General features: G+C 55.7%; 21 protein-coding genes and 3 pseudogenes. 18 read left to right on the plus strand and 6 right to left on the minus strand.

The genetic code is table 11. The features are described 5' to 3' along the window. Positions 1-58: 58 nt before the first annotated feature. Complete coding sequence (locus H7698_RS28185) at positions 59-1,159, plus strand: GlxA family transcriptional regulator (protein WP_442966337.1); 1,101 nt, start codon at positions 59-61, stop codon at positions 1,157-1,159. Positions 1,160-1,209: 50 nt separating this feature from the next. Here the strand turns inward: H7698_RS28185 and H7698_RS28190 are convergent, their stop codons facing one another. From H7698_RS28190 to H7698_RS28200, 3 genes are all read right to left on the minus strand, one after another. Further along, positions 1,210-1,533 (minus strand): DUF6124 family protein, encoded by a 324-nt coding sequence (locus tag H7698_RS28190; protein WP_194693585.1) that lies wholly within the window; start codon positions 1,531-1,533, stop codon positions 1,210-1,212. Positions 1,534-1,883: 350 nt separating this feature from the next. Further along, entirely contained in the window at positions 1,884-2,342 is a 459-nt protein-coding gene (locus tag H7698_RS28195; RefSeq protein WP_208525884.1) for a GNAT family N-acetyltransferase, read from the minus strand. 295 nt (positions 2,343-2,637) lie between these two features. Beyond that, complete coding sequence (locus H7698_RS28200) at positions 2,638-2,967, minus strand: DHCW motif cupin fold protein (RefSeq protein ID WP_194693586.1); 330 nt, start codon at positions 2,965-2,967, stop codon at positions 2,638-2,640. 739 nt (positions 2,968-3,706) lie between these two features. Between H7698_RS28200 and H7698_RS28205 the strand changes: the two genes are divergently transcribed. From H7698_RS28205 to H7698_RS28240, 9 genes and pseudogenes are all read left to right on the plus strand, one after another. Continuing rightward, a complete protein-coding gene (locus tag H7698_RS28205) occupies positions 3,707-5,257 on the plus strand; it encodes an arylsulfatase (protein WP_194693587.1) in 1,551 nt (516 codons plus the stop codon). 86 nt (positions 5,258-5,343) lie between these two features. Beyond that, entirely contained in the window at positions 5,344-7,011 is a 1,668-nt protein-coding gene (locus H7698_RS28210) for an HAD family hydrolase (protein ID WP_194693588.1), read from the plus strand. A gap of 52 nt (positions 7,012-7,063) precedes the next feature. Beyond that, positions 7,064-7,278: pseudogene (locus tag H7698_RS31505) on the plus strand (two pore domain potassium channel family protein); the annotation flags it as partial. A 91-nt stretch (positions 7,279-7,369) separates the two neighbouring features. Next, a complete protein-coding gene (locus tag H7698_RS28215) occupies positions 7,370-7,705 on the plus strand; it encodes a hypothetical protein (RefSeq protein WP_194693589.1) in 336 nt (111 codons plus the stop codon). 308 nt (positions 7,706-8,013) lie between these two features. Beyond that, on the plus strand, positions 8,014-8,556 hold the full coding sequence (locus H7698_RS28220; RefSeq protein WP_194693590.1) for a CbrC family protein: 543 nt from the start codon (positions 8,014-8,016) through the stop codon (positions 8,554-8,556). A gap of 55 nt (positions 8,557-8,611) precedes the next feature. Continuing rightward, complete coding sequence (locus H7698_RS28225; RefSeq protein ID WP_194693591.1) at positions 8,612-9,199, plus strand: SMI1/KNR4 family protein; 588 nt, start codon at positions 8,612-8,614, stop codon at positions 9,197-9,199. A 248-nt stretch (positions 9,200-9,447) separates the two neighbouring features. Beyond that, entirely contained in the window at positions 9,448-9,912 is a 465-nt protein-coding gene (locus tag H7698_RS28230) for an SMI1/KNR4 family protein (RefSeq protein ID WP_194693592.1), read from the plus strand. Positions 9,913-10,025: 113 nt separating this feature from the next. Further along, a complete protein-coding gene (locus tag H7698_RS28235; RefSeq protein ID WP_194693593.1) occupies positions 10,026-10,331 on the plus strand; it encodes a hypothetical protein in 306 nt (101 codons plus the stop codon). Positions 10,332-10,771: 440 nt separating this feature from the next. After that, positions 10,772-10,891 (plus strand): annotated as a pseudogene (locus H7698_RS28240) (hypothetical protein); the annotation flags it as partial. Between the two features lie 9 nt (positions 10,892-10,900). On the opposite strand, the gene H7698_RS28245 reads toward H7698_RS28240, so the two are convergent. Beyond that, positions 10,901-12,115, minus strand: coding sequence for an aldose 1-epimerase family protein (locus H7698_RS28245; RefSeq protein WP_194693594.1), 1,215 nt, complete (start codon positions 12,113-12,115; stop codon positions 10,901-10,903). Between the two features lie 82 nt (positions 12,116-12,197). Here H7698_RS28245 and H7698_RS31510 point away from each other — a divergent pair. Then, a pseudogene (locus tag H7698_RS31510) lies at positions 12,198-12,287 on the plus strand (cysteine hydrolase); the annotation flags it as partial. Positions 12,288-12,324: 37 nt separating this feature from the next. On the opposite strand, the gene chrA reads toward H7698_RS31510, so the two are convergent. Continuing rightward, positions 12,325-13,686, minus strand: a complete 1,362-nt coding sequence (gene chrA, locus H7698_RS28250) for a chromate efflux transporter (protein WP_194693595.1) — start codon at positions 13,684-13,686, stop codon at positions 12,325-12,327. A gap of 411 nt (positions 13,687-14,097) precedes the next feature. On the opposite strand from chrA, the gene H7698_RS28255 reads away from it, so the two are divergent. After that, complete coding sequence (locus H7698_RS28255; RefSeq protein WP_194693596.1) at positions 14,098-15,810, plus strand: peptidoglycan D,D-transpeptidase FtsI family protein; 1,713 nt, start codon at positions 14,098-14,100, stop codon at positions 15,808-15,810. Positions 15,811-15,915: 105 nt separating this feature from the next. Beyond that, positions 15,916-16,470, plus strand: a complete 555-nt coding sequence (locus H7698_RS28260) for a YdeI/OmpD-associated family protein (RefSeq protein ID WP_194693597.1) — start codon at positions 15,916-15,918, stop codon at positions 16,468-16,470. A 46-nt stretch (positions 16,471-16,516) separates the two neighbouring features. Here the strand turns inward: H7698_RS28260 and H7698_RS28265 are convergent, their stop codons facing one another. Continuing rightward, positions 16,517-17,062, minus strand: coding sequence for a cytochrome b (locus H7698_RS28265; RefSeq protein WP_194693598.1), 546 nt, complete (start codon positions 17,060-17,062; stop codon positions 16,517-16,519). A gap of 200 nt (positions 17,063-17,262) precedes the next feature. Here H7698_RS28265 and H7698_RS28270 point away from each other — a divergent pair, with 200 nt between their 5' ends. Genes H7698_RS28270 through H7698_RS28290 form a run of 5 tightly spaced genes read left to right on the plus strand, consistent with a single transcriptional unit; the run spans position 17,263 to position 21,519 of the window. Then, positions 17,263-17,940, plus strand: a complete 678-nt coding sequence (locus H7698_RS28270) for a thermostable hemolysin (RefSeq protein ID WP_162438782.1) — start codon at positions 17,263-17,265, stop codon at positions 17,938-17,940. Then, entirely contained in the window at positions 17,930-19,411 is a 1,482-nt protein-coding gene (locus tag H7698_RS28275) for an AMP-binding protein (protein WP_194693599.1), read from the plus strand. Before H7698_RS28270 ends, H7698_RS28275 begins: the two co-directional genes overlap by 11 nt. After that, on the plus strand, positions 19,408-20,082 hold the full coding sequence (locus H7698_RS28280) for a TenA family transcriptional regulator (protein WP_162438780.1): 675 nt from the start codon (positions 19,408-19,410) through the stop codon (positions 20,080-20,082). Before H7698_RS28275 ends, H7698_RS28280 begins: the two co-directional genes overlap by 4 nt. Next, positions 20,069-20,878, plus strand: a complete 810-nt coding sequence (locus tag H7698_RS28285; RefSeq protein ID WP_194693600.1) for an SDR family oxidoreductase — start codon at positions 20,069-20,071, stop codon at positions 20,876-20,878. The genes H7698_RS28280 and H7698_RS28285 overlap by 14 nt, the downstream gene beginning before the upstream one ends. After that, positions 20,875-21,519 carry a tetratricopeptide repeat protein gene (locus tag H7698_RS28290; protein ID WP_194693601.1) on the plus strand — a complete coding sequence of 215 codons (645 nt, stop codon included), beginning with the start codon at positions 20,875-20,877 and terminating at the stop codon, positions 21,517-21,519. The genes H7698_RS28285 and H7698_RS28290 overlap by 4 nt, the downstream gene beginning before the upstream one ends. The last annotated feature ends 5 nt before the right edge of the window (positions 21,520-21,524 follow it).

Here is a 21,524-nt window from a genome sequence, read left to right on the forward strand (position 1 = left end):
CGAATGACTAGCTGCTGTGTCTCAGGCAGTCACCGCTTTTTGTGAGGACATGACCCCGATGTCATCGAACTCCACCGTGCGCGACGGTACGACTCAATCCGTTGGTTTTCTGTTGCTGGATAAATTCACACTGATCTCCCTGGCGTCCGCCGTAGAACCGCTGCGCATGGCCAATCAATTATCGGGACGGGCGCTGTATCGCTGGTACACGTTCAGCCCCGATGGAGAGCCTGTCTGGGCCAGTGACGGCGTGCGGATCACGCCGGATGCCTCATGGAAAAACCCATCGGTAGCAGACACGGTCATCGTGTGCGGCGGCGTTAGCATCCAGAGCGTGATTACCCGCGAGCACATCACCTGGCTGCAATCCCTGGCGCGGCAATCCAAACGATTAGGCGGTGTGTGCACCGGCAGCTGGGCGCTCGCAAAAGCCGGGTTGCTCGACGGCTACGAGTGCAGCGTGCATTGGGAATTCATGGCCGCCATGCAGGAAGCTTTCCCCCGCGTCAGCATCAGCGCAAGCCTGTTCACCCTCGACCGAAACCGCTTCACCAGCTCCGGGGGAACCGCGCCGCTGGACATGATGCTGCACCTGATTAGTCGCGATCATGGCCGTGAACTGTCCGCCGCCATCTCCGAGATGTATGTCTACGAGCGCATTCGCAACGAACAGGACCATCAGCGCGTTCCGCTCAAGCATGTGCTCGGCACTCATCAGCCCAAGCTGCAAGAGATCGTCGCGCTGATGGAGGCCAATCTCGAAGAACCGATCGACCTGGATAAACTTGCAGAATACGTCGATCTGTCACGCCGACAGCTGGAGCGGCTCTTTCGCAAATACCTGCACTGCACGCCGTCACGCTACTACCTGCGGTTGCGGCTGGTTCGAGCGCGACAACTACTCAAGCAAACATCCATGTCGATGGTTGAGTTGGCGTTTGTCTGCGGTTTCGTGTCGACACCACACTTCTCCAAATGCTATCGCGAGTACTTTGGTGTGCCGCCGAGCGAGGAGCGTTCCGGCGCAGAAATAAATCGCAAGCCGGTAACGCTGGCGACGCTGCAGCAGTCATCGACCGAGCCGCTGACGGCACTCGACCAGGCACGCAACGAGTCGACGTTTGCCAGTGTCCGGATGATTGATCGCCGAGGACTGTAAGCGGAACCGTTATTCGCGAACCCACGCTTACGAGTCCTCGGAATAATTTCTCAGGGCGGATCAATCTGATCCAGCACGCGATTCGCCGTGATCTCCGCCAACATGATGCTGTTGGAAATACCCAGCAGCGCGTTACGGTCGCCGCCTTCCAGATGATCGACCAGTTGATGAACCATCACGTCGACCGAGGCCAGGGTTTCGACGAGGTAGACCATTAAGGTTTCGGTGGAGGTTTGCGGGTTTACGGTAAACAGGGTGCTGGGTGCGCGCGGGGTGGCTTTGATGTCGGCGGGTGAGGCGTAGTCGGTGTTGAGGGTGTGTTTGGGTGGGGATGCCGGGTCGTTTTCCGGCGGATTAGGCGAAGGTTTGATCATAGGTTGAACTCCCAATTACATGGAGCCGTCACCAACCTGCGACTAAACAAGGGGTGGCAGCTGTACGCAGGTTAGTCGACCGGGGGAGTATCAAACCGGCGCGCCCGAAGGCGCCCTGCGCACAGCTACCATGAAGTGCAGGTCTGTAATGACCTGACTGTCTGATCGCAAATGCGCTTTGATACACCCCAGGCGACTAAACCCGATCACTGATGAGCAGTGACGCGAATCAAGTTACCGATGGGTCCCCAAGCGCACAAGCCGGCGGATTCTGGCGTAACCGTAGGCAACGGCGCAAGGTTTCGTAGCTTTCATCTGGTAACTGTAGGAGCCGTTAAACAAGCGCTGTTTCATCCTGATTGCGTGGCATCGCCCAATGCCTTCTCATGAGTCGCAAAATCATCTTGTACCGGCAGGAACCCGCAGCGAAGGTAAAACGCGGCGCCCTCTGGTGTATCCGTGGTCAGGCGCACGACACGGAATCGCTGAGCCGCATATTCAAGGAGCTGCTGCACCAGCGCCCTGCCCACACTCTTCCCCCTTGATGCGCGCGCGACGTAAACCCTGCGCAGCCTGCCGATGTCCGGTCCGGCATAGGGATCATATGAAAGACCACCGATGGCAATCAGTTGTCCGTTGCAGAACGCTCCCAAAAGGCATTCACCCGGCTGATCAAATCGATTGGAACCGTTTTCCCAATCGGCAACCAAGCGCGTCAGAAACCTGAAACCGCCCGCAATGGCCTCCGCTTCAAGTATCAGGATGTCGGGAGGCAGTGTTGAGAGTTGTCGTATTGCCAGTTCGTCCAATGAGGTGACCTCTCGATGTCTCCTTGTTGATTTTGGAGCCCGTATATAACCTTACTTTTACGCGCGGGGAACACTACGCCAGATTTGGAGGATTAGCGCTAGGAAGCATTTCTACAAACTGAGACCCCATTTGGAATCGTCCGTGACAAATCACAATCAGCTAAAGACCGACGCTCTCCAATATCTGATATCGGCCAGAAGCAGTCATTCGCACAGGTATATTTCAGACCCCAGATTGCGGACGTATCAGCTGCCAACGGACTGGGTGGGTGCGTTTTACAGGCCGCCACCACGACTAATCCACAATGAACAACTTTGCGCCGATCGTGGTGAATGACCGATGTCCCTCAGCATTATTACCCACCTGATAGCTCATGCCTGGCATCAGTGTAAACTGACGACCATCTTCAAGTTCTGTATGCAACTGACCCTCCAGGCACAGCAGGATGTGCCCCCTCCAACACCAGTGATCGGCCAGATATCCAGGGCTGTATTCGACCATCCGCACACGCGCTGAACCAAACTGGCAGGTACGCCAATAGGCTGTGCCTGTGTGACCGGCATGCGCCACCGGCTCTATCGTTGACCAATCGGTGGTACCAAATGGGATTGCAGTGAGATCCATTGTTGCCTCATCGAAATGCAATAAATGCAGACCGTATCATTCGGGCGATGGTGCCGATAGACACAGACGGCCCGCATTTATGGGATACAGGCGCGGCGGGAGAAACTGCCTTCACCCTGCCACTGGATAACCATTCGGTGCTGCTATCGCGGGTAACTCATTGACCGCTTCGGGTCGAAACCAGCCCTTCGTGACAGGCAACACTCGGCCAATAGCAGCCGGTCGCGTCAGGAAAAAACTACCCATAGCGGCCTTTCGCGGAGGGCAGCTATTGGCTGTGATCATTCAGAGCGCCCATACAGCGCAAAGCACGAAGCCTCTTAATCGCATCGGTGCTTAGTTCGAGTACATCTCAAAGAAAGCTGACTCTCGACTTCAAGGTCACCGTCTGCCGACGACCTACAGGCGCTCCTTCTCCAATAGCATATAAGCCGGTTAGTTGATTTAAATCAGCACGGTTTGTAACGGCAGCGTGAAAACTCAAGCGAGATTGAAAAACGCTGCCCGGATCCAGCAGGAAAAGCGAGCCCTCTAGCCAATAGAGGAAAGTATCTGCAACCACAGATTTTGCTTTTACCTACTGCTATTGCATGGCTTGGCTGAGAAAAATCTATGGGTACTGGCAACCCGGCGATGTCGAAAAATAAAATTGACTCAACGGTACTACGCGCATTCTACACCGCAACAATTTACGAAAAATCAGCGTACTCAGTGCAATTGCTCTTTAGGAGAAATAGCCATGAAACGAACCGTAGTGCTGCTCGCCGCCTCCAGTATTTTTTTGTCATCGTTCACAGCCTTTGCGCAATCCAGTCAACCCAATGTCCTCGTCATTTGGGGGGACGACATCGGCATCGAGAACATCAGCTATAACAATCGCGGGATGATGGGCTACCAGACGCCAAACATCGACCGCATCGCCAAGGAAGGCCTGGGTTTCACCGACTATTACGCCCAACAAAGCTGTACCGCCGGACGTGCGGCCTTCATCGGTGGCTCCGTTCCCATTCGCAGCGGTATGACCAAGGTCGGCTTGCCTGGCGCCAAGGAGGGTTGGCAGAAGACCGACGTCACTATGGCCACGATCCTCAAGAGTCAGGGCTACGCCACTGGCCAGTTTGGCAAGAACCATCAGGGCGACCTGGACGAGCATTTTCCGACGATGCATGGATTCGATGAGTTCTTCGGCAACCTCTACCACTTGAACGCTCAAGAGGAACCAGAGAACCTGGACTATCCGAAAGACCCTGCGTTCCTGAAGAAATACGGACCGCGCGGTGTGATCCATAGCTTCGCTGACGGCAAGGGTGGCCAGACTATCGAGGATACCGGCCCACTCACCAAGAAACGCATGGAAACCATCGATGACGAAACCGTCGCCGCCGCCAAGGAATTCATTACGCTTCAAGCCAAAGCCGGCAAGCCGTTCTTCGTGTGGTGGAACGGCACACGCATGCACTTCCGCACTCATGTGAAGGCCGAACATCGCGGCATTTCCGGGCAGGATGAATACAGCGACGGCATGGTTGAGCACGACATGCAAGTGGGCGAACTGCTCAAGGTCATCGACGACCTCGGACTCGCCGACAACACCATTGTCCAGTATTCAACGGATAACGGTCCGCACTACAACAGCTGGCCTGATGCAGGCACCACGCCCTTTCGCAGTGAAAAGAACACCAACTGGGAAGGCGCCTACCGGGTGCCAATGTTTGTGCGCTGGCCAGGTCATTTCCCAGCAGGGGTTATGCTTAATGGCATCGTTGCGCATGAGGATTGGTTACCGACGCTCGCGGCCATCGCTGGCGCGCCGGATATCAAGGAAAAGCTGCTCAAAGGCGTAGAGCTTAACGGTCGTACCTACAAGAACTATATCGATGGCTACAACCAGCTCGATTACTTCACTGGCAAAACAAAAGAGTCTGCGCGCAAGGAATTCATCTACGTGAATGACATCGGTGAGATCGTCGCTGCTCGCTTCCAGGACTGGAAGGTGGTCTTCATGGAAAACCGCGAAGAAACCATGACTCTCTGGCGAGAACCTTTCGTCGAACTTCGTGCACCACTGATCTTCAACCTGCGCCGCGATCCGTTTGAGAAAGCTCAGCACAACTCCAACACCTACAACGACTGGTGGATCGATCATGTTTACGCCATCGTGCCGATCACCGAAATGGTCGGCAAGTTCCTGATGACGATGAAGGACTACCCACCGAGCCAGACGCCAGGCTCGTTCAACTTATCGAAGATGCAAAAGCAGGTCGAAGAGATGTCGCAGGGAGAACAATAGTGATGTCCGCCAAATGAAACGCTGAGCCCGCTAACTGAGCCGCATCCGTTTCACTGGGTGCGGTCTCTATTTTGAGAGCCGCACTGATGAAAACCATACGTGTACAAACGATTCTGGCCGCCCTATTGGCTTGTGTAATGGCGTTCACCGCGTTCGGAGCGCAGTCTTCTGATCCGCTTCCCTCCTGGAATGATGGCAAAGCTAAGCAGTCCATCGTGACTTTCGTCGAGAAGGTCACCCAGCCGGGTTCGCCAGACTTTGTGCCGGTGCCGGAACGTATCGCCACATTCGACAATGACGGTACGCTCTGGAGCGAGCAGCCCCTGCCCGTTCAGCTGTACTTCGCGCTTGATCGAGTAAAGGTACTCAGCGCTCAGCACCCCGAATGGAAAACCAAGGAACCGTTCGCGTCGCTGCTCAAGGGGGATTTGAAAACCGCTCTGGCGGGGGGCGACCACGCGTTGCTTGAAATAGTGATGGCCACCCACACGGGCATGACCACTATTGAGTTCGAGACGATCGTCAAGGACTGGATCGCGACGGCGAAAAATCCGCAGACCGGCGAGCGCTTTACCGAAATGACCTATCAACCCATGCTCGAACTGCTCGCCTACCTGCGCGAGAACGGTTTCAAGACCTTCATCGTGTCAGGTGGTGGCATTGAGTTCATGCGGCCGTGGACCGAGCAGGTTTACGGTATCCCGCCAGAACAGATCATTGGCAGTAGCGTTAAGACGAAATTTGAACTGCGTGACGGCAAGCCGGTGCTCGTACGCCTGTCAGAACTCAACTTCAATGATGACAAGAGCGACAAGCCAGTCGGCATCAATCAGCATATTGGCCGTCGCCCAATTGCTGCTTTTGGTAACTCCCGCGGCGATAAAGAAATGCTGGAATACACACAAGGCGGCAGCGGCGCGCGATTCGAGCTGCTGGTGCTGCACGACGATGCGGCACGCGAATTCGCCTATGGTCCGGCTCGTGGATTGCCGGACGTCAAACTGGGTGCTTTCCCACCCGCACTGGATGAGCAGGCGAAGACGAGCGGTTGGACTGTGGTCAGCATGAAGAACGATTGGAAAACCGTTTTCCCGGCCGCGCAGGCCAAGGTTACCGCCATCGACATTCTCCTGGAGCCGGACAACACGATGCTCAAGTACTCCGACGCCAATAACGCCCGCTTGCTCGCGGTCTACCCGAAAGGCTTCGCCCTTGATGCCACGCATCGTCCACATATCACGCTGATTCAGCGTTTCGTCCGCACGGAGGATCTCGACAAGGTCTATGCCGCTGCGGAGAAGGTTCTCCTGAGCGCCGATGTGAGTGCCATGAAACTGGAGGCGTTCAAATACTACTACGCGCCGGCTGGAGCGCTAGGGGTCGCCGGCATTTGCGCGAAGCCAACACCGGAAATAATCAAGTTGCAGAAGGACATCATTACCGCCGTGGAGCCGTTCACCGTAGAAACCGGCCCGATTGAAGCGTTCACTGCTGCGCACGACGATCCCGGCAGTGACGCGGCGCTCATCCAGTACGTATCGACATTTGTCCCAAAATTGTCTGGCGAGAATTTCAATCCCCATGTAAGCACGGGAGTTGCTCCCCGTGACTATCTCGACAAAATGAATGCCGAGCCATTCCAGTCATTTGTCTTTTCACCAGCCGGTGCGGCGGTGTACCAGTTGGGGCCTTTCGGAACCGCTGCAAAAAAACTCAAGACATGGGATCTGAACCCTCAGACCGCTGAAAGGTAGCTCTAGCCACCCTCCAGGAATCCACGGGTCATTACTTCTCAGAGAAACCGGTATGACAAATCCGCAGGATGAAGCCGAATCCGACGCGGATTTAGCTCAGCTGGTAATTGCGCAAGGGCCTTTGCACCTATCTATTGCTGCTCTTACTGGGGATTGATCCTGCTGTTTCCTTTTGTTGAGGAAGGCATATTTGCGCGCACGTATCTCGGCATTATGTTTTCAATCGTGCTGCTCGTGGGCGCTTTCGCTGCCAGGCAGACTCGGCGGGAAGTCATGGCATCTGTATTGGAAATGCAGTTCTCTCAGGAGCATACGATAGCGACGAGCGGCATTACCCTGGGAGGGCAAGTCGCGCGAATTGAACAGTGGCCATGAGCTGCATCACAGTCCTGTTCCGGATATTCCTCAAGTCGCAGTCATACTTAAAGAAAAGGTACTGGCTGAGCACGATATTCCGCTTTGTTCTTTGGTCGCCATAGAGCCACCGAAGTGGGCTGAACTGCCTCCGCAACTTGCCGTCGACTACGAGTTTTTCTGTCAGTTTTACTCAAACGATTTCCTGGCACCCTTTGCTGATCTGTTTTATCTGACTGATGCCGTTGCGTATCTTTTCCTTCGTAAAAAAGACAGTCAGGCCAAAGCGCCAGGTATTTTTTCGTTGGCACGGCGTGACACCCTACCCCGGCAGTTGTAGAAATCCTTCATCTGGTGCATCCGAATGAACGTGCGTTACACAGAAAAAAACCCGCCAGCAGACGTTGAAAAGATCACCCGCACAGCGCAGCAGCTATCCATTAACCCAAGTTCATGGATAACCAGATTCTTCGTCGCCTGGAGCAACACTCGCACGGGTGAGGTATCGATCTAGATAAAAGGGTATCGAACCATAACCACAATGTGCAATCTGACTGTTGTTACCCCATTAGCCTCAAGTTCAAGGAAGAATACTGCGATGTACACTAACGCTTCCTCAGGGCATGTCTTTGGATCAAGGACCTTTCAATGAATCTGCCACAGTTCACCTACCACCCAGACCCTGTTATCAGCGGCTCTGTACAACCCTCCACAAACACCTGCATCAGCTGCGACCAGGCTCGAGGCTACATCTATGTGGGGCCGGTATACGCCGTTGAAGATTACGAAGCCTGCATCTGTCCCTGGTGCATTGCCGATGGGAGCGCTCATCGACGGCTCGGCGCAACCTTCATTGATGAAGACAGCATTGGACTGGATGCTGAAGAAGATCTCGATGAAGCACTGGTCGCCGAGCTGAGCCAGCGCACACCCGGTTTTAATGGCTGGCAGCAGGAGCAATGGTTTACCCATTGCAATGACGCAGGCGCGTTCATCGGCAAGGCAGGCTATGCAGAGCTGCTTGCGTTAGGAGCAGAAGCAATGACTGCCGTACAGGACGCGACAGGGCTGGAGGATGGGCCTCAATGGCACACATTCTTCAGTGCACTGAACAAGGACCACGGCCCTACCGCCTACCTCTTCAGATGCCGCCATTGCTCTGCGTTGGGTGCCTATCAAGACAACCATTGAACGAAAAACCAGGCGCATCCAGTCCGATCCCACCGCTTTAGTAAGGACTACTATCATGTCCCTCGTAGATACCTACCTTGCCGGTCTACGCCAAGTAATGCCGGCTGAAAACCTTGATCAGCTGAAACTCGCACATGGCGCTTCGGCGACAGACTTGCAGCAGCTCACAGAGCATTATCCGTTGTGCCCGGCAAGCCTGCTGGAACTGCTCAGCCAGATTGACGGCACCCACTTCAGGGATTACCCCGACGGCACCGTCATGGTACTGATGCTCGGCTCGGATGTGTTCGAGTACCCCTATTACCTCAGTTCCGTAGCGCAAATACTTGAGGACGCCCACGCTGACACCGAGAGCATTGCGCAGATATATGAGGGCTACCTGGACCAGGAACCCGACCTGATCGGCCCGCACATCGACAGCACATTGCCCATGAACAAACGGCTGTGCTTCTCCCACTGTATGAACAATGGGGGAACCTCAAGACTGTATATCGACTTCGACCCAACGCCCGGTGGAACGGTGGGTCAAGTTATGCGATTTCTTCACGACCCTGACAGCTACAAAGTCATTGCGCAAAGCTTCGATCACTATCTGCAACAGCTGATCGATGACAACTACTCGTTTATTTACGAGGATGAATAACGTCAGCGTTGGTTGTTTGCTGCCCTTGCCGACGGACACGAATCGGCAAAAGCAGAACTTAGACTCGCTGCTGATGCGTAATTTTTGGTCGATTGTGTCCGTGTCTGCCATGCATAACTATTGGTTTAAGTATCGGGGCAGAAGCGTGACATAACGGTAATCGTCCGGCGAAGTCACCTTAGGGTGGTCGGTAGTAGTCATGTACTTTGGGCTGACTTCGGTCACCGCCAATTTCGAGGGAGTATCGAGTGGATTTACGAACTTTGCTATTAAGCGGCGACTATCAGTATGAAGGCGATGCGCCAGCTGCGGAATCCTCTATCGCAGCCCTAGTCGCCGCAACTCCCGTTTCGTTGCCGTGTGAGTATGTGGAGTTGCTTCGGCTGAGCGACGGCGGCGAAGCACTTATGATGGGACATCCAGGATATGTCCGTATTTGGCCGGCGTTGAAAGCGATCGAGAACAATCGTGATTACGAGGTTGAAAAGTGGTTGCCAGGATTTATTGGGTTTGGTGATAACGGTGGCCCAGAGATGGTCGGGTTCGATACGCGCTTCGGACCACCTTTCCGAGTGTGCTCAATAATGTTTGTTCCGATGGAGTGGGAAGGCGCCATGGGTGACGTACCCAATTTCGGTGTATTTATTCGGCAGTTGCTAAAGCAAGGACAATCAGCAGATCCAGATGAATGCGGCGGCGAGAGCAACGAATGAAGAGAAGCGTTCCGAAAGCTTGTCGTGCGTTCTTCTGAAGCAATACAACATATAGTACCTGACCGTGGGGATTGGGCTCCGGCGGTTAAAATTGGGACCATAGGGAATTAAAGATGAATATAGATAAAATTGAAATTTCAGCAAAAATTTTAGAAGAAAAGTTAAAAGAGCATGCAGATAAAGACGTTCAAGCTGCACGTCTTTATGATGATCTAAAGCCATTGCTGGAGCTGGCAAAGTCGAGAAAGATATTATTCCCTCTCGAGGTGGGAGAGGTTCCTGGGCGCTATCGCTTTAGTGAAAATGGGCTTCAAAAATACAGTGACTTAGAGCATGTTTATGCTGTATTTTCAATTGAAATTACAGGTGGGGAGCCCCCGACCCTTAAGATGCTTAATGCAAGGCGGAATCGGGATTAGTTGATTTAAATAAGAGTATATGAGCGACTCATCAATTAATTCGTTATAGTTAGTCTGTCAGTTTTTTTGCCTGCCTCTCGCTACGCCGATTGAACTCATCCCTCTTTCCCCTCTAGGCATTCCAGTCTTGCCGTTCTTTACGAGATCGAATGAAGACATCTAAAGGCTGAATATGCTGATTCCAGCAGACAAAGTGGCTCTTGGGTACTTTGTAATATAGGCTTAGGAAAAAACGTGCGGAGTGGGATCGTCAGATGCTGCTCAGCGAATGCAATTAGCCAAGTTAATAAGAAAAGGATTTTCCTATATACGACCAGTCAGGATGGTTTGGGTCGCTTACAACCCGATTCATTGAAAGGATGAGCATGATGAACCGAACCAGTGCCGATAGTGGCCGCTCACGGACGTCCGATTCCGGCCAAAAACGGACAGCGACCCAATCGTTGCGAGCAACCCATCGACTGCTCAAGGTCGCACCCTCGCTGGCGGACCTTAAACAAGCCGACGGGAACAGACGCGAACATTTGGCCGAGGGGCTGCAATATCGGCCGACAATGCTCCAGCCGGTGTCACCCCTTGGTCAGATCAACCAACGGCGTCTGCCGCACTTCAGTCTCCCGCCCATCCTGAATCTCGCTGACCTGCTTCAAGGCCTTATCCACCGCCGCCTTATCCGCCAACAAGCTGTAGCTGATGCGGAACTGCTTGTGTTCCTTGGGCCCGATTGTCGGTACCAGGTTCAGTGGCCGCTGATAACGGCGGTTGTAGGAAAAACTTGTCCCCGGCTCCAGTCCCGTGACATAGCCCTGGCCTTGGGTATCGGTGTTTTTCCACAGGGAAAACACGGGCAGTGTCTGGGTATTGAAGCCGACCGAAACGCCCAGGCTGCCGGCCTTGTTATGCAACACGGTCAACGTATCGCCCTTGGCATCGGCATACGGCACCACGTTGTAGACCGTTTCGTCGTAGTCCCTGGTCGGTGCGCGGTAGGTTTGCCAGTCGGGCAGATCACCCTTGGCCTTGTCGTTGAACGGTGACACCTGTTTTACCGGCGCAGCGAAACGAGCGCCCTGCTCCAGGAACGGGGTGCTGAAGTTGCTGTGATACAGCGCCTGGTATTCCTTCGGATAGTCGCCGTTGTTGGTCAGGGTGTCGTTGAGGGCGAACACGACGCTGCCGGGTTCGGTGACCAGTTCGGTCGCGACCGAGAAGTCGACTTTCTTGAACGCCTGCTCTTTCAGCTCGCCGCGCAGGGTGATGGCGTACGGTGGTTTTTCATCGATATGCAGGGTGACTTTGTTCGCAGGAATGTTGGCGGCCCGACCGTGCAGGGTCAGCAGTTCGCCGTTGTCGATGCCGGGGTGGCCGACCCATTCGTATCCGCAGCGGGTGACCAGCTCATTGAAACCTTCCAACCAGCCCAGACCACCGCGGCCATTGAGTTCGATGAAGGACGGATTGACCACTTCCTTGACCGGCGAATCCCAGCCCATGCGCACATTGCCGACCGAGGCCTGCAAGACGTTCATTCCGCGAGTCGGCACTACCGAGAGTTTCATCGTGCCGTTATCGATGTCGACGATGCTGACGCCCTCCTGCCGACCGCCGTGCAAGGTGCGCAGGGTAACGCTGAAGGGTTTGTCGGTCTTTATTCCGAGTTGCTGGCTGGTGATCTGCCAGTTCTGGGCGGCTTTGTCGGTGTCGAGCAGAACGTAATCCCAGGCCATGGCGTGGGAAGCAGCGGACAGTGCGCTGAGGGCAACAAAGAGTTTGAGCGGGGTCATGGCGGCAGCCTTTCTTGGAGTTGTGCCATTTTTATAAACTCGATGAAACGTTTCAGCAAGCTAAAAAAAACGACTCCATGCCGATACACCAACGCTCAAAGCAGAGGCCGTCGTTGCCCACCACAATGCAACCTTGGCGTGGCCATTCTGCCGAGTCGTTCAGGCTGAGGACGCGCTGCGCCATTGTTCAAGTTCGAGCACCGCGATGATCACCCCCGCCACAGGTGCACGCCCAAGCCGACGATTGCGCAGGCGATCAGCACCTGAATAACGCCCCGTTTGAAGCGAAACAAGGCAACAGCTGCCGCGATGGCGATCAGTGCAGAGGGCCAGTCCAGGTTACCGCTCAAGCCCTTCGGCCAAAGCACGTGATAACCGAAGAAACAGGCCAGATTGAGGATCACGCCCACTACTGCCGCTGTAATGGCCGTCAGCGGTGCCGTGAACCTGAGTTCGTTGTGGGTCGACTCCACCAGCGGGCCTCCCGCGAGGATGAACAGGAACGAGGGCAGAAAGGTGAACCACGTCACCAGGGAAGCAGCGACCGCCCCCGCCAGAAACAGTTGATCGGCGCCGAACACCTGCGAAACATAGGCCCCGATAAACCCGACGAAAGCCACTACCATGATCAGCGGCCCTGGCGTGGTTTCCCCCAGCGCCAGCCCGTCGATCATCTGTGTCGGCGTTAGCCAGCCGTAGTGACCCACCGCGCCTTGGTAGACATACGGGAGCACCGCGTAGGCTCCGCCGAAGGTCAGCAGCGCGGCCTTGGTAAAGAACCAGCTCATTTGGGTCAAGGTCCCGTCCCAGCCAAAGAGTGCCGTCAGAATCCCCATCGGCAATGCCCAGAGTGCGGCGCCAATCAAGGCGAGTGATGCCGTTTTCGACCCGCTGAACCGGGCATGCTCCGGTGGCGGTGTGTCGTCATCGATCAAAGCCGGACCGAAGGATTTTCTGGCGGCGCCATGGCCACCGGTTGTGAATTTATCGGGCGCGAGACGCCCGCCGACATAGCCGATCAGTGCGGCGCCCAGAACGATCAGCGGGAACGGAACATTGAACGCGAAGATTGCGGTAAACGACGCTGCCGCTATCGCCCATAGCCAATTATTCTTCAATGCCCGGGAGCCGATTCGATGGGCCGCCTGCACCACGATGGCAGTCACGGCAGGCTTGATGCCATAGAACAGCCCGGCCACCACCGGCATTTCGCCGAAGGCGATGTACATCCACGACAACGCGATCAGGATGAACAACGACGGCAGTACAAAGAGTACGCCAGCCATTACCCCGCCCCAGGTTCGATGCATCAGCCAGCCGATATAAGTCGCCAACTGCTGAGCCTCTGGCCCAGGAAGCAACATGCAGTAGTTGAGGGCATGCAGGAATCTGCGCTCGGATATCCAACGCCGCCGCTCGACCAATTCCTGGTGCATGATCGAGATCTGCCCCGCAGGCCCGCCGAAACTGATGAAGCCGAGCTTCAACCAGAACCAGAACGCCTCACGCAAACCGATCGCTTGCGGCCTCGACAGCGCTTCTTCAACCATGGATGCGGCCACCTTGCTCATTGGGTTGTTCCTGTTTCACGCGGGCCTGCTTACCGTTGCGCTGTCACGTCTGATCCATTGGCTCGAGCGCACAGTATGTGCCGCGCTATTGAACGGTTGCTTTGAAGGTTTTGCAAGGCAGGAAGAAGTGAAACGCGCGTCGGTGGCGGAGGGTGAATTTGCCAGTTGCGTACCGCGCTGTTGTTCGGCAGTTCGCCAATGATCGGCTCTAATCGATTCCTGTCGTTGAGAAACCGTAGCCATGGTTCGTTTTCAGCCGGTCACGACGGCAAAAAACGGCCAATCGCTATTCGTCCCTATACGCTGAAAATCAATGTGTGTTTATAGAATCATTTCATGATATTACAAAGCAAAATGATATTGAGTTAGTTAAGCTGGTTTTTTGCCGTACGTTTAAAAATGGAATGTTGTATGAGGCTCTTCGGGCAAAACCCGCGATTCACGATTGTTATAGCTATTTTTTGCTTCTTTTCAATGATACTTGCCGCGAGAATTACTTATCTCGCGATTTTCTCCCATGAATTCCTGAATAACGAAGGCCGCAAACGCTCAACACGACTTATTGAAACCGTCCCCATTCGCGGCACCATATTTGACCGATTCAATGAACCCTTGGCAGTTTCCACCCCCGTCAGCACTTTGTGGGTAAACCCTAAACACTTCACCCCCACCAAACAGCAGGCAATACTATTAAACGAGCATCTTGATATCGATGCCTCGCTGGTCGGCCATTTGAGCTTGAACACCCAAGGCAGGTCCTTCGCTTACCTGGCCAGAAGGGTTGATCCGCAGGTGGCAAGCAAGATCGTCGAGCTCTCTATTCCGGGCCTCTATGAGCGCCATGAATACAAACGTTATTACCCGCAGTCTTCGATGCTGGCTCAGACGTTGGGCTTTACCAACATCGACCAGAAAGGCATTGAGGGCATCGAGCTGCTGTACAACCATCAACTGTCCGGCATGGCCGGCCTGGAAGAACGGACCTTAAACCTGCACAAGCGAGTCACCAGCGAAATTCTTGTGCACAAGCCCGTCATACCTGGCGACGATCTGTTTTTAACCATTGACTCCACACTTCAGTACTACGTTGAAAAAGCATTATTGAAGAGCGTCAAAGAGAATGCAGCGCGGTCGGCAAGTGCCATTCTTATACACGCCAAAACAGGGGAAATATTAGCGTTATCCACGATGCCCTCATTCAATCCAAATGCGCGTAAAAGTTTTAGCGCGGAGGCCATCCGAAACCGAGTATTTACTGATGTGTATGAACCAGGTTCAGTGATAAAGCCATTTAGCATGGCCGCTGTTTTAAAAGCAGGCATCGTTGACAAGAACGCCATCATTCAAATAGCACCCGGCTTCGTCAAAATTGATGGCTATACGATTCGAGATGTAGGCCGGGATAAACAGTTGGACCTGCCGGGCATTATCCGTCGCTCTTCCAACGTGGGGATGAGCAAGGTGGCGATACCGACGGGAGGAGCAGCTATTTCGCGATTACTGACTGAATTGGGATTCGGAGATAACACTTCGATTTACTTTCCCGGGGAAAGTGTGGGGACGGTTCCAGCCCGGCGAGTATGGTCGGATATCGCCACAGCAAGCCTTTCATACGGCTACAGCTTATCGGTCAATCTGGCTCAACTTGCTCAGGCGTATACCGTCTTTGCCAATGATGGAAACTTGGTTCCCTTGTCGATAATCAAAGGTGAGCCCCAGCAACCCCGCAATGTCATAAGCCCGGAGGTCGCCAACAGTATTCTGGAGATGCTGGTGGGTGCAGTCGATGGCGCTGGAGCAGGCGGAAAGCGCGCAGCGATCGATGGTTATGTCATTGCGGGGAAAAGCGGGACCTCTCGCAAGGCCTCCGGAGGCGGGTATCAAAGCAATAAATACAGAGCCATGTTCGTGGGTATCGCGCCGGCCAATGCACCTGAATTCATTATGGCTGTACTGGTCGACGAACCCTCCGCCAAGGGTTACTTCGGGGGAGCGATTGCAGCACCGATCTTCAAGGAGGTACTTGAAGATGTGCTTCGTGTCAGAAATGTGCCGAGTAGCCGAAGCCAGGCTTTACCAGCAGTCCCAGGCACAGTTGGCACAGACACTACCGGCCCGGTCTAGTTACCCGACAGCTAAGAGCAGCAACTGCTGGACAGACTAGCGTCGACCTTCTGTACTGATCTTGCCGCGAGATAACAGTCAGGCGTATCAACTGGAGCCGTTGCAATGACAACAATCGATGTGAAGCTTCGATTCGAAGCAAAGCTTCTTCGTCCGGCAAAGCCTGGTGATGACACGTCGTGGGCGTTCGTGGTTCTGCCAAGAGACGCGAGTGAACGGCTTCCGAGGCGAGGGAGGACGACAGTCGAAGGCACCATCAATGGGCACCCTTTTCAGGCAACCCTTGAGCCCGATGGTCAGCTGAGCCATTGGCTGCAGGTCAGTAAAGCGTTACTCGAAGCCGCAGGCATGGCCGTTGGGGAGATCGTCACGCTGGAGCTGACCCCTGTGAAGAAGGAACCTGAGCCTGACCTCCCACCAGACTTTCAGGAGGCACTGGCCGCCACGCCTGAAGCGCATAAAGTCTGGAACACGACGACGACCCTCGCACGAGTCGACTGGATCCACTGGATGACTTCAGCCAAGCAACTCAAGACACGCGCAAAACGAGTGAGTGATGCCTGCGACATGCTGGCATCCGGCAAGAAGCAGGTTTGCTGTTTCGACTCGTCCGGCTACTACAGCAAAGCCTTCCGCGCGCCCGAGGCAGAAAATTGTTAAATGGAACCTGCACGAAGCAAACTAACGACGACAGACCGGGCGCCGATCAGAAGCGTTTAGGCAGCATTCTGGTCAACGTGTTGTCCCGAACCCAATAGTGATGAAACAAACCCGCCGCTGCATGTAAGCCGATCAGCCAGTAGCCGCTGCTGCCGAGCAATTCGTGCCAGTACTTGAATTGCTTGGCCAGGTCCGGGTCAACCGCCACGGGCGACGGGAGGTAGAACCCGAAGTACGGCATCGGCTTGCCCCCTGCCGACAGCATCAGCCAGGCCAGCAGCGGCGTGGCGATCATCAGCCCATACAACGCCAGGTGCATCAAGTGCGAAAGTCCTGTCTGCCATGCGGGCAAGGCTGGAGTAATTGGAGGGCGCGGGGTCAAGCGCCCGAGCAAACGCACCCAGACCAGAATAAAAATGCTCAGCCCGAAGAGCCCGTGCAGCCCAAGAAATAAACCCTTCAAGGCGTGCCCGCGCGGCAAAAGCCCTTTGATTTCGATACAGGCATAGACACCGACAAACAGCACCAGCATCAGCCAGTGCAAGGTTATCGACAGTTTTCCATAACGATGTGCTGTTCGGTCGTGGGTCATACGGAGCCTCAAGGAAACATTACCGCGGACGAGTTGTTCGCCCGGCCACAATCCGGCGAGTTACCGAATCAAGTGTGCACCCTGCCCGCCGAGCCTTAAGGCAATCTGAAGATGCTTCAGCGATGTCTTTTGCGATCTTCAGACTTCGTTAAGAAACGCCCTCGATACTCCTCCCAAACTGACTGGGGAGGCGATTTTCAATGCCCAATTTTGACTGGAACATTCCTTTACCGCTGCACTTTGGCCAAGCCGAGACCCCACCGATGAGTCTGGTCAGGGCCTTGCCGGACGAAACTCGACGCCCCGTTTTCGAAGCCTATATCCAACAACGCTTTCGCAAGGCCCACGGCGCCGACATTCGTCATTTCATGCCAGAACTGTTTGGTCTGAACGACGCGTCCGGTGAACTCTGCGCGGTAGCCGGCGTGCGTCTGGCCAACACCGAAGAGCTGTTTCTGGAGCGTTACCTGGACGAGCCAATTGATCCACTCATCAGCGCTGCGGCCAACCAAACCGTAGACCGCACCGGCATCGTTGAGGTGGGCAACCTGGCCGCCAGCGATACCGGCAGTGCGCGCCTTAGCATCATTGCCATCACTTACCTGCTGGCCATGGGCGGACTGGAATGGGTGGCCTTCACCGGCAACATCGGACTGGTAAACAGCTTCCACCGGCTCGGGCTAAAACCCGTGACCCTCTGCGCTGCCGATCCTGCACGGCTCGGTGATGACCGCCACAGCTGGGGAAGTTACTACGACAGCAAACCGTGGGTGCATGTCGGCAACATCCGCGCCGGCTTCATCCATCTGCGCAACATCGGTTTGTTCAATCGCCTGGGGTTGCCAACGTCCATCGAGGAGGACAGTCATGTCGCCTGAAATGACGCATTTTAAAAAGACGCTGCGCGACCATGCCGAACGCAAGACCAACGCCATTGCCTTGTGGGGCGATCAGCTGAAAATCGACTACGCCACGCTTTACGCGGAGGTCATGTATCGCCAACAGCGGCTGCGCGATGAGGACATCAAGGTCCTTGCGCTGGCCTTGGACAATGGTGTCGAAATGATGCTTTGGGATTTGGCGGCGCTGTTCGAAGGCCTGACCTGCCTGATGCTGCCAGCCTTTTTCAGCCCCGCTCAGCGCCAGCACTGCCTGGAACTGAGCCAGGCGGAACGGGTGATTGCGGAACCGGAGCTGGCTGCCGAACTGCAAACGGTCGGCTACGAAAAAACCGGTGAGTTCTGGTGCAAAACATTCAGTGGTCCGACCCAAATACCTGAGGGCACGGCCAAGCTGACCTTCACTTCCGGCACCACTGGCACACCAAAAGGCGTATGCCTCAGCGCAGAGAGCCTGTTGCGCGTCGCTCGCGAGTTGCATCAGGCCAGCCAACCCACCGATCCGCGGCATCATCTGGCGGTGCTGCCGCTGGCGATTCTGTTGGAAAACCTGGGGTGTTACGCCGCGCTCTATGCCGGCGCAACGCTGAGCCTGCCCAGCCAGAAAAACCTGGGTATCCGCGGGGCAAGCGGCGTTGATGTGCCGACGATGCTCGGTTGCCTTGCCACACGTGCGCCCGAGAGCCTGATTCTGGTGCCGCAATTGCTGCTGATGCTGGTCGGCGCGGCTGAGCAGAAACTCTTTAATCCGCACACGTTGCGCTTCGCCGCTGTGGGGGGCGCAAGAGTTTCGAAAAAATTGCTGGAACGTGCCCAGCGCATGGGTGTTCCCGTTTATGAAGGTTACGGATTGTCCGAGTGCGCCTCGGTGGTCTGCCTCAATCGACCAGGGGCACGCCGCCCCGGCAGTGTCGGCAGGGCTTTGCCCCACGTGGAAATTCGAATCGCTGACGATGGCGAGGTGCTGATCAAGGGTTCCGCTTTGCTGGGCTATCTGGGAGAGCCACCGCACATTGACGATTGGTGGCCCAGCGGTGATCTCGGCGAATTCGACCCCGAAGGTTTTCTCTACCTCAAGGGACGCAAAAAGCACCAGTTCGTGACCAGTTTCGGCCGCAACGTGAACCCGGAGTGGGTCGAGGCGGAACTGACTCAACGCAGTCATATCGGACAGGCGTTCGTTTATGGCGAAGCCATGCCAAGCAACCACGCGCTGCTCTGGCCCCATCGTGCGGACTGCACCGACGAAGAATTGGCCGCTGCCGTGGCCGAGGTTAACGAGTCTTTGCCCAACTACGCCCAAGTCCATCACTGGACCCGTCTGGGTCAACCCTTCACGCCCGCCAACGGCTTGTTGACTGCCAATGGCCGACCACGCCGTGACGCGATTATCGAGCGTTACCGGGCGCAACTGACTGAATCTGGACTTTCCGAGGAATCCGCATCATGAGTTTTTTCGACACCTTGCAAGAAGCCACGCAACAGGAACGGCGCGAACTGTTCAACCTGCCCATTATCCGCGATGCCCTGGGTGGCAACGTCAGCCTGGAAAGCTACCGGGCCTTTCTGGCGCAGGCCTATTACCACGTGCGTCATACCGTCCCGTTGATGATGGCCTGTGGCGCGCGACTGCCCTTGCGCCTGGAGTGGCTGCGTGAAGCGGTATGCGAGTACATAGAAGACGAATACGGTCACGAACAATGGATACTCAACGACATCCAGGCCTGCGGCGGCGATAAAGCTGCCGTGCGCGACGGACGTCCATCCCTGCCGATCGAACTCATGGTCGGTTTTCTCTATGACCTGATCGCGCGGGATAACCCGGTGGGCCTGTTCGGCATGGTCAATGTGCTGGAAGGCACCAGCATCGCCCTCGCCACCCACGCGGCCGGCAGCATTCGTGAACGGCTGGACTTGCCGGAAACGGCCTTCAGCTATCTCAGCTCTCACGGCGCCCTTGATATCGAGCACATGCAGACCTACCGCCGGCTGATGGACAAGCTCGAAGATCCGGACGATCAGGCGGCGGTCATTCACGCATCCCGTGTGGTGTACACACTTTACGCCGACATGTTCCGTGGCTTGCCGCGTGAAGCGGAGAACCTGCATGCGACTGACTGAGGCTCGCGTAGTACTGACCGGTGCCAGCGGCGGAATCGGCCTGGCCATCGCAGAGGCCCTGTGCGCCAGGGGCGCCCGCGTGCTGGCGGTGGCTCGACATCGAGAATCCCTGGAGCCCTTGCTGACACGCTACCCGCAGCATCTGTGCTGGGTCGGTGCTGACCTGACGTTTCGCTCCGACCGATGCAAAGTACTCAGCGCCGCCGAAGAGATCGGCGGTATCAACCTGCTGATCAACGCTGCCGGGGTCAATCACTTCGCCATGCTTGATCAGCTGGATGACAGTGAGATCAACGCGATGCTGGCGGTGAACATCAGCGTGCCGATATGCCTGACTAAAATGTTCCTGCCGATGCTCAAGCAAGCAGAGAGTGCAATGGTGGTAAACGTCGGCTCGACCTACGGCTCCATCGGCTATCCCGGCTACGCCAGCTATTGCGCCACCAAGTTCGCCGTGCGCGGTTTCTCCGAGGCCCTGCGCCGGGAACTGGCAGACACCCGGGTCGGCGTCTTGTACGTCGCGCCACGCGCCACCCGCACGAGCATGAACAGCCCGGCGGCGCAGGCGTTGAATGACGCGCTCAAATCCAACGTCGACGATCCGCAAACCGTTGCCGCGGCGGTCATCCACGCCATCGCCAGCGACCATCGCAACGTATATCTGGGCTGGCCGGAGCGTTTCTTTGTGCGCCTGAATAACCTGTTACCCAACCTGGTGGACCGCAGCTTGCGCAAGCAATTGCCGCTGATCCGCCGTCTGAGCCAGAAGAACGACAACGAGAACCACAAGCCATGAAGAGAATCGCCGCTTGCCTTCTACTGGGTGCCCTGAGCCAAAGCGTTTGGGCTTTGGATACCGCTGACCAGCAACGCCTCTCCGGCATCCAGCAAAGCTGGGCGCATATTCAGTACGAACTGCCTGAGGGCCAGCGCACGGCAGCATTCGAGAAACTTGCCAGCCAGGCCTCAACCTTCACTCAGGAGCGTCCAACGGTGGCCGAAGCCTGGATCTGGTCGGGCATCGTCACCAGCAGCTGGGCCGGAGCACAAGGCGGGCTGGGTGCGCTGAGCAAGGTCAAGGACGCGAAAGTCGATCTGGAGAAAGCCCTGACGCTGGACCCCAAAGCCTTGCAAGGCTCGGCGTATACCAGCCTCGGCGCGTTGTACGACCGGGTTCCCGGCTGGCCCATCGGTTTCGGTGATTCGGACAAAGCCGAGCAGCTACTCAAACAGGCCTTGCAACTGAACCCGAACGGCATCGATAGTCTGTACTTCTGGGGGGATCATCTCTACCGCCAAAAACACTACGCCGAAGCCAAACAAGTGCTGCAAAAAGCGCTGCAAGCTGCACCACGGCCAGGCCGGGAAACGGCTGATGCCGGGCGCCGCAAAGAGATCGAAAGTTTGCTGGTGGACGTGAACAAGAAACTCGACTGACAGGA

It is taken from the genome of Pseudomonas sp. p50(2008), assembly GCF_015351605.1.
Classification (GTDB): Bacteria; Pseudomonadota; Gammaproteobacteria; order Pseudomonadales; family Pseudomonadaceae; genus Aquipseudomonas.

Coding starts and splice junctions, on each gene's coding strand:
- H7698_RS28275 (WP_194693599.1), top strand. CDS start 17,930: ATGTCGCCTGAAATGACGCATTTTAAAAAGACGCTGCGCGACCATGCC.
- H7698_RS28280 (WP_162438780.1), top strand. CDS start 19,408: ATGAGTTTTTTCGACACCTTGCAAGAAGCCACGCAACAGGAACGGCGC.
- H7698_RS28265 (WP_194693598.1), bottom strand. CDS start 17,062: ATGACCCACGACCGAACAGCACATCGTTATGGAAAACTGTCGATAACC.
- H7698_RS28225 (WP_194693591.1), top strand. CDS start 8,612: ATGTCCCTCGTAGATACCTACCTTGCCGGTCTACGCCAAGTAATGCCG.
- H7698_RS28290 (WP_194693601.1), top strand. CDS start 20,875: ATGAAGAGAATCGCCGCTTGCCTTCTACTGGGTGCCCTGAGCCAAAGC.
- H7698_RS28235 (WP_194693593.1), top strand. CDS start 10,026: ATGAATATAGATAAAATTGAAATTTCAGCAAAAATTTTAGAAGAAAAG.
- H7698_RS28270 (WP_162438782.1), top strand. CDS start 17,263: ATGCCCAATTTTGACTGGAACATTCCTTTACCGCTGCACTTTGGCCAA.
- H7698_RS28245 (WP_194693594.1), bottom strand. CDS start 12,115: ATGACCCCGCTCAAACTCTTTGTTGCCCTCAGCGCACTGTCCGCTGCT.
- H7698_RS28200 (WP_194693586.1), bottom strand. CDS start 2,967: ATGGATCTCACTGCAATCCCATTTGGTACCACCGATTGGTCAACGATA.
- H7698_RS28190 (WP_194693585.1), bottom strand. CDS start 1,533: ATGATCAAACCTTCGCCTAATCCGCCGGAAAACGACCCGGCATCCCCA.
- H7698_RS28220 (WP_194693590.1), top strand. CDS start 8,014: ATGAATCTGCCACAGTTCACCTACCACCCAGACCCTGTTATCAGCGGC.
- H7698_RS28185 (WP_442966337.1), top strand. CDS start 59: ATGTCATCGAACTCCACCGTGCGCGACGGTACGACTCAATCCGTTGGT.
- H7698_RS28285 (WP_194693600.1), top strand. CDS start 20,069: ATGCGACTGACTGAGGCTCGCGTAGTACTGACCGGTGCCAGCGGCGGA.
- H7698_RS28210 (WP_194693588.1), top strand. CDS start 5,344: ATGAAAACCATACGTGTACAAACGATTCTGGCCGCCCTATTGGCTTGT.
- H7698_RS28255 (WP_194693596.1), top strand. CDS start 14,098: ATGAGGCTCTTCGGGCAAAACCCGCGATTCACGATTGTTATAGCTATT.
- H7698_RS28205 (WP_194693587.1), top strand. CDS start 3,707: ATGAAACGAACCGTAGTGCTGCTCGCCGCCTCCAGTATTTTTTTGTCA.
- H7698_RS28260 (WP_194693597.1), top strand. CDS start 15,916: ATGACAACAATCGATGTGAAGCTTCGATTCGAAGCAAAGCTTCTTCGT.
- chrA (WP_194693595.1), bottom strand. CDS start 13,686: ATGAGCAAGGTGGCCGCATCCATGGTTGAAGAAGCGCTGTCGAGGCCG.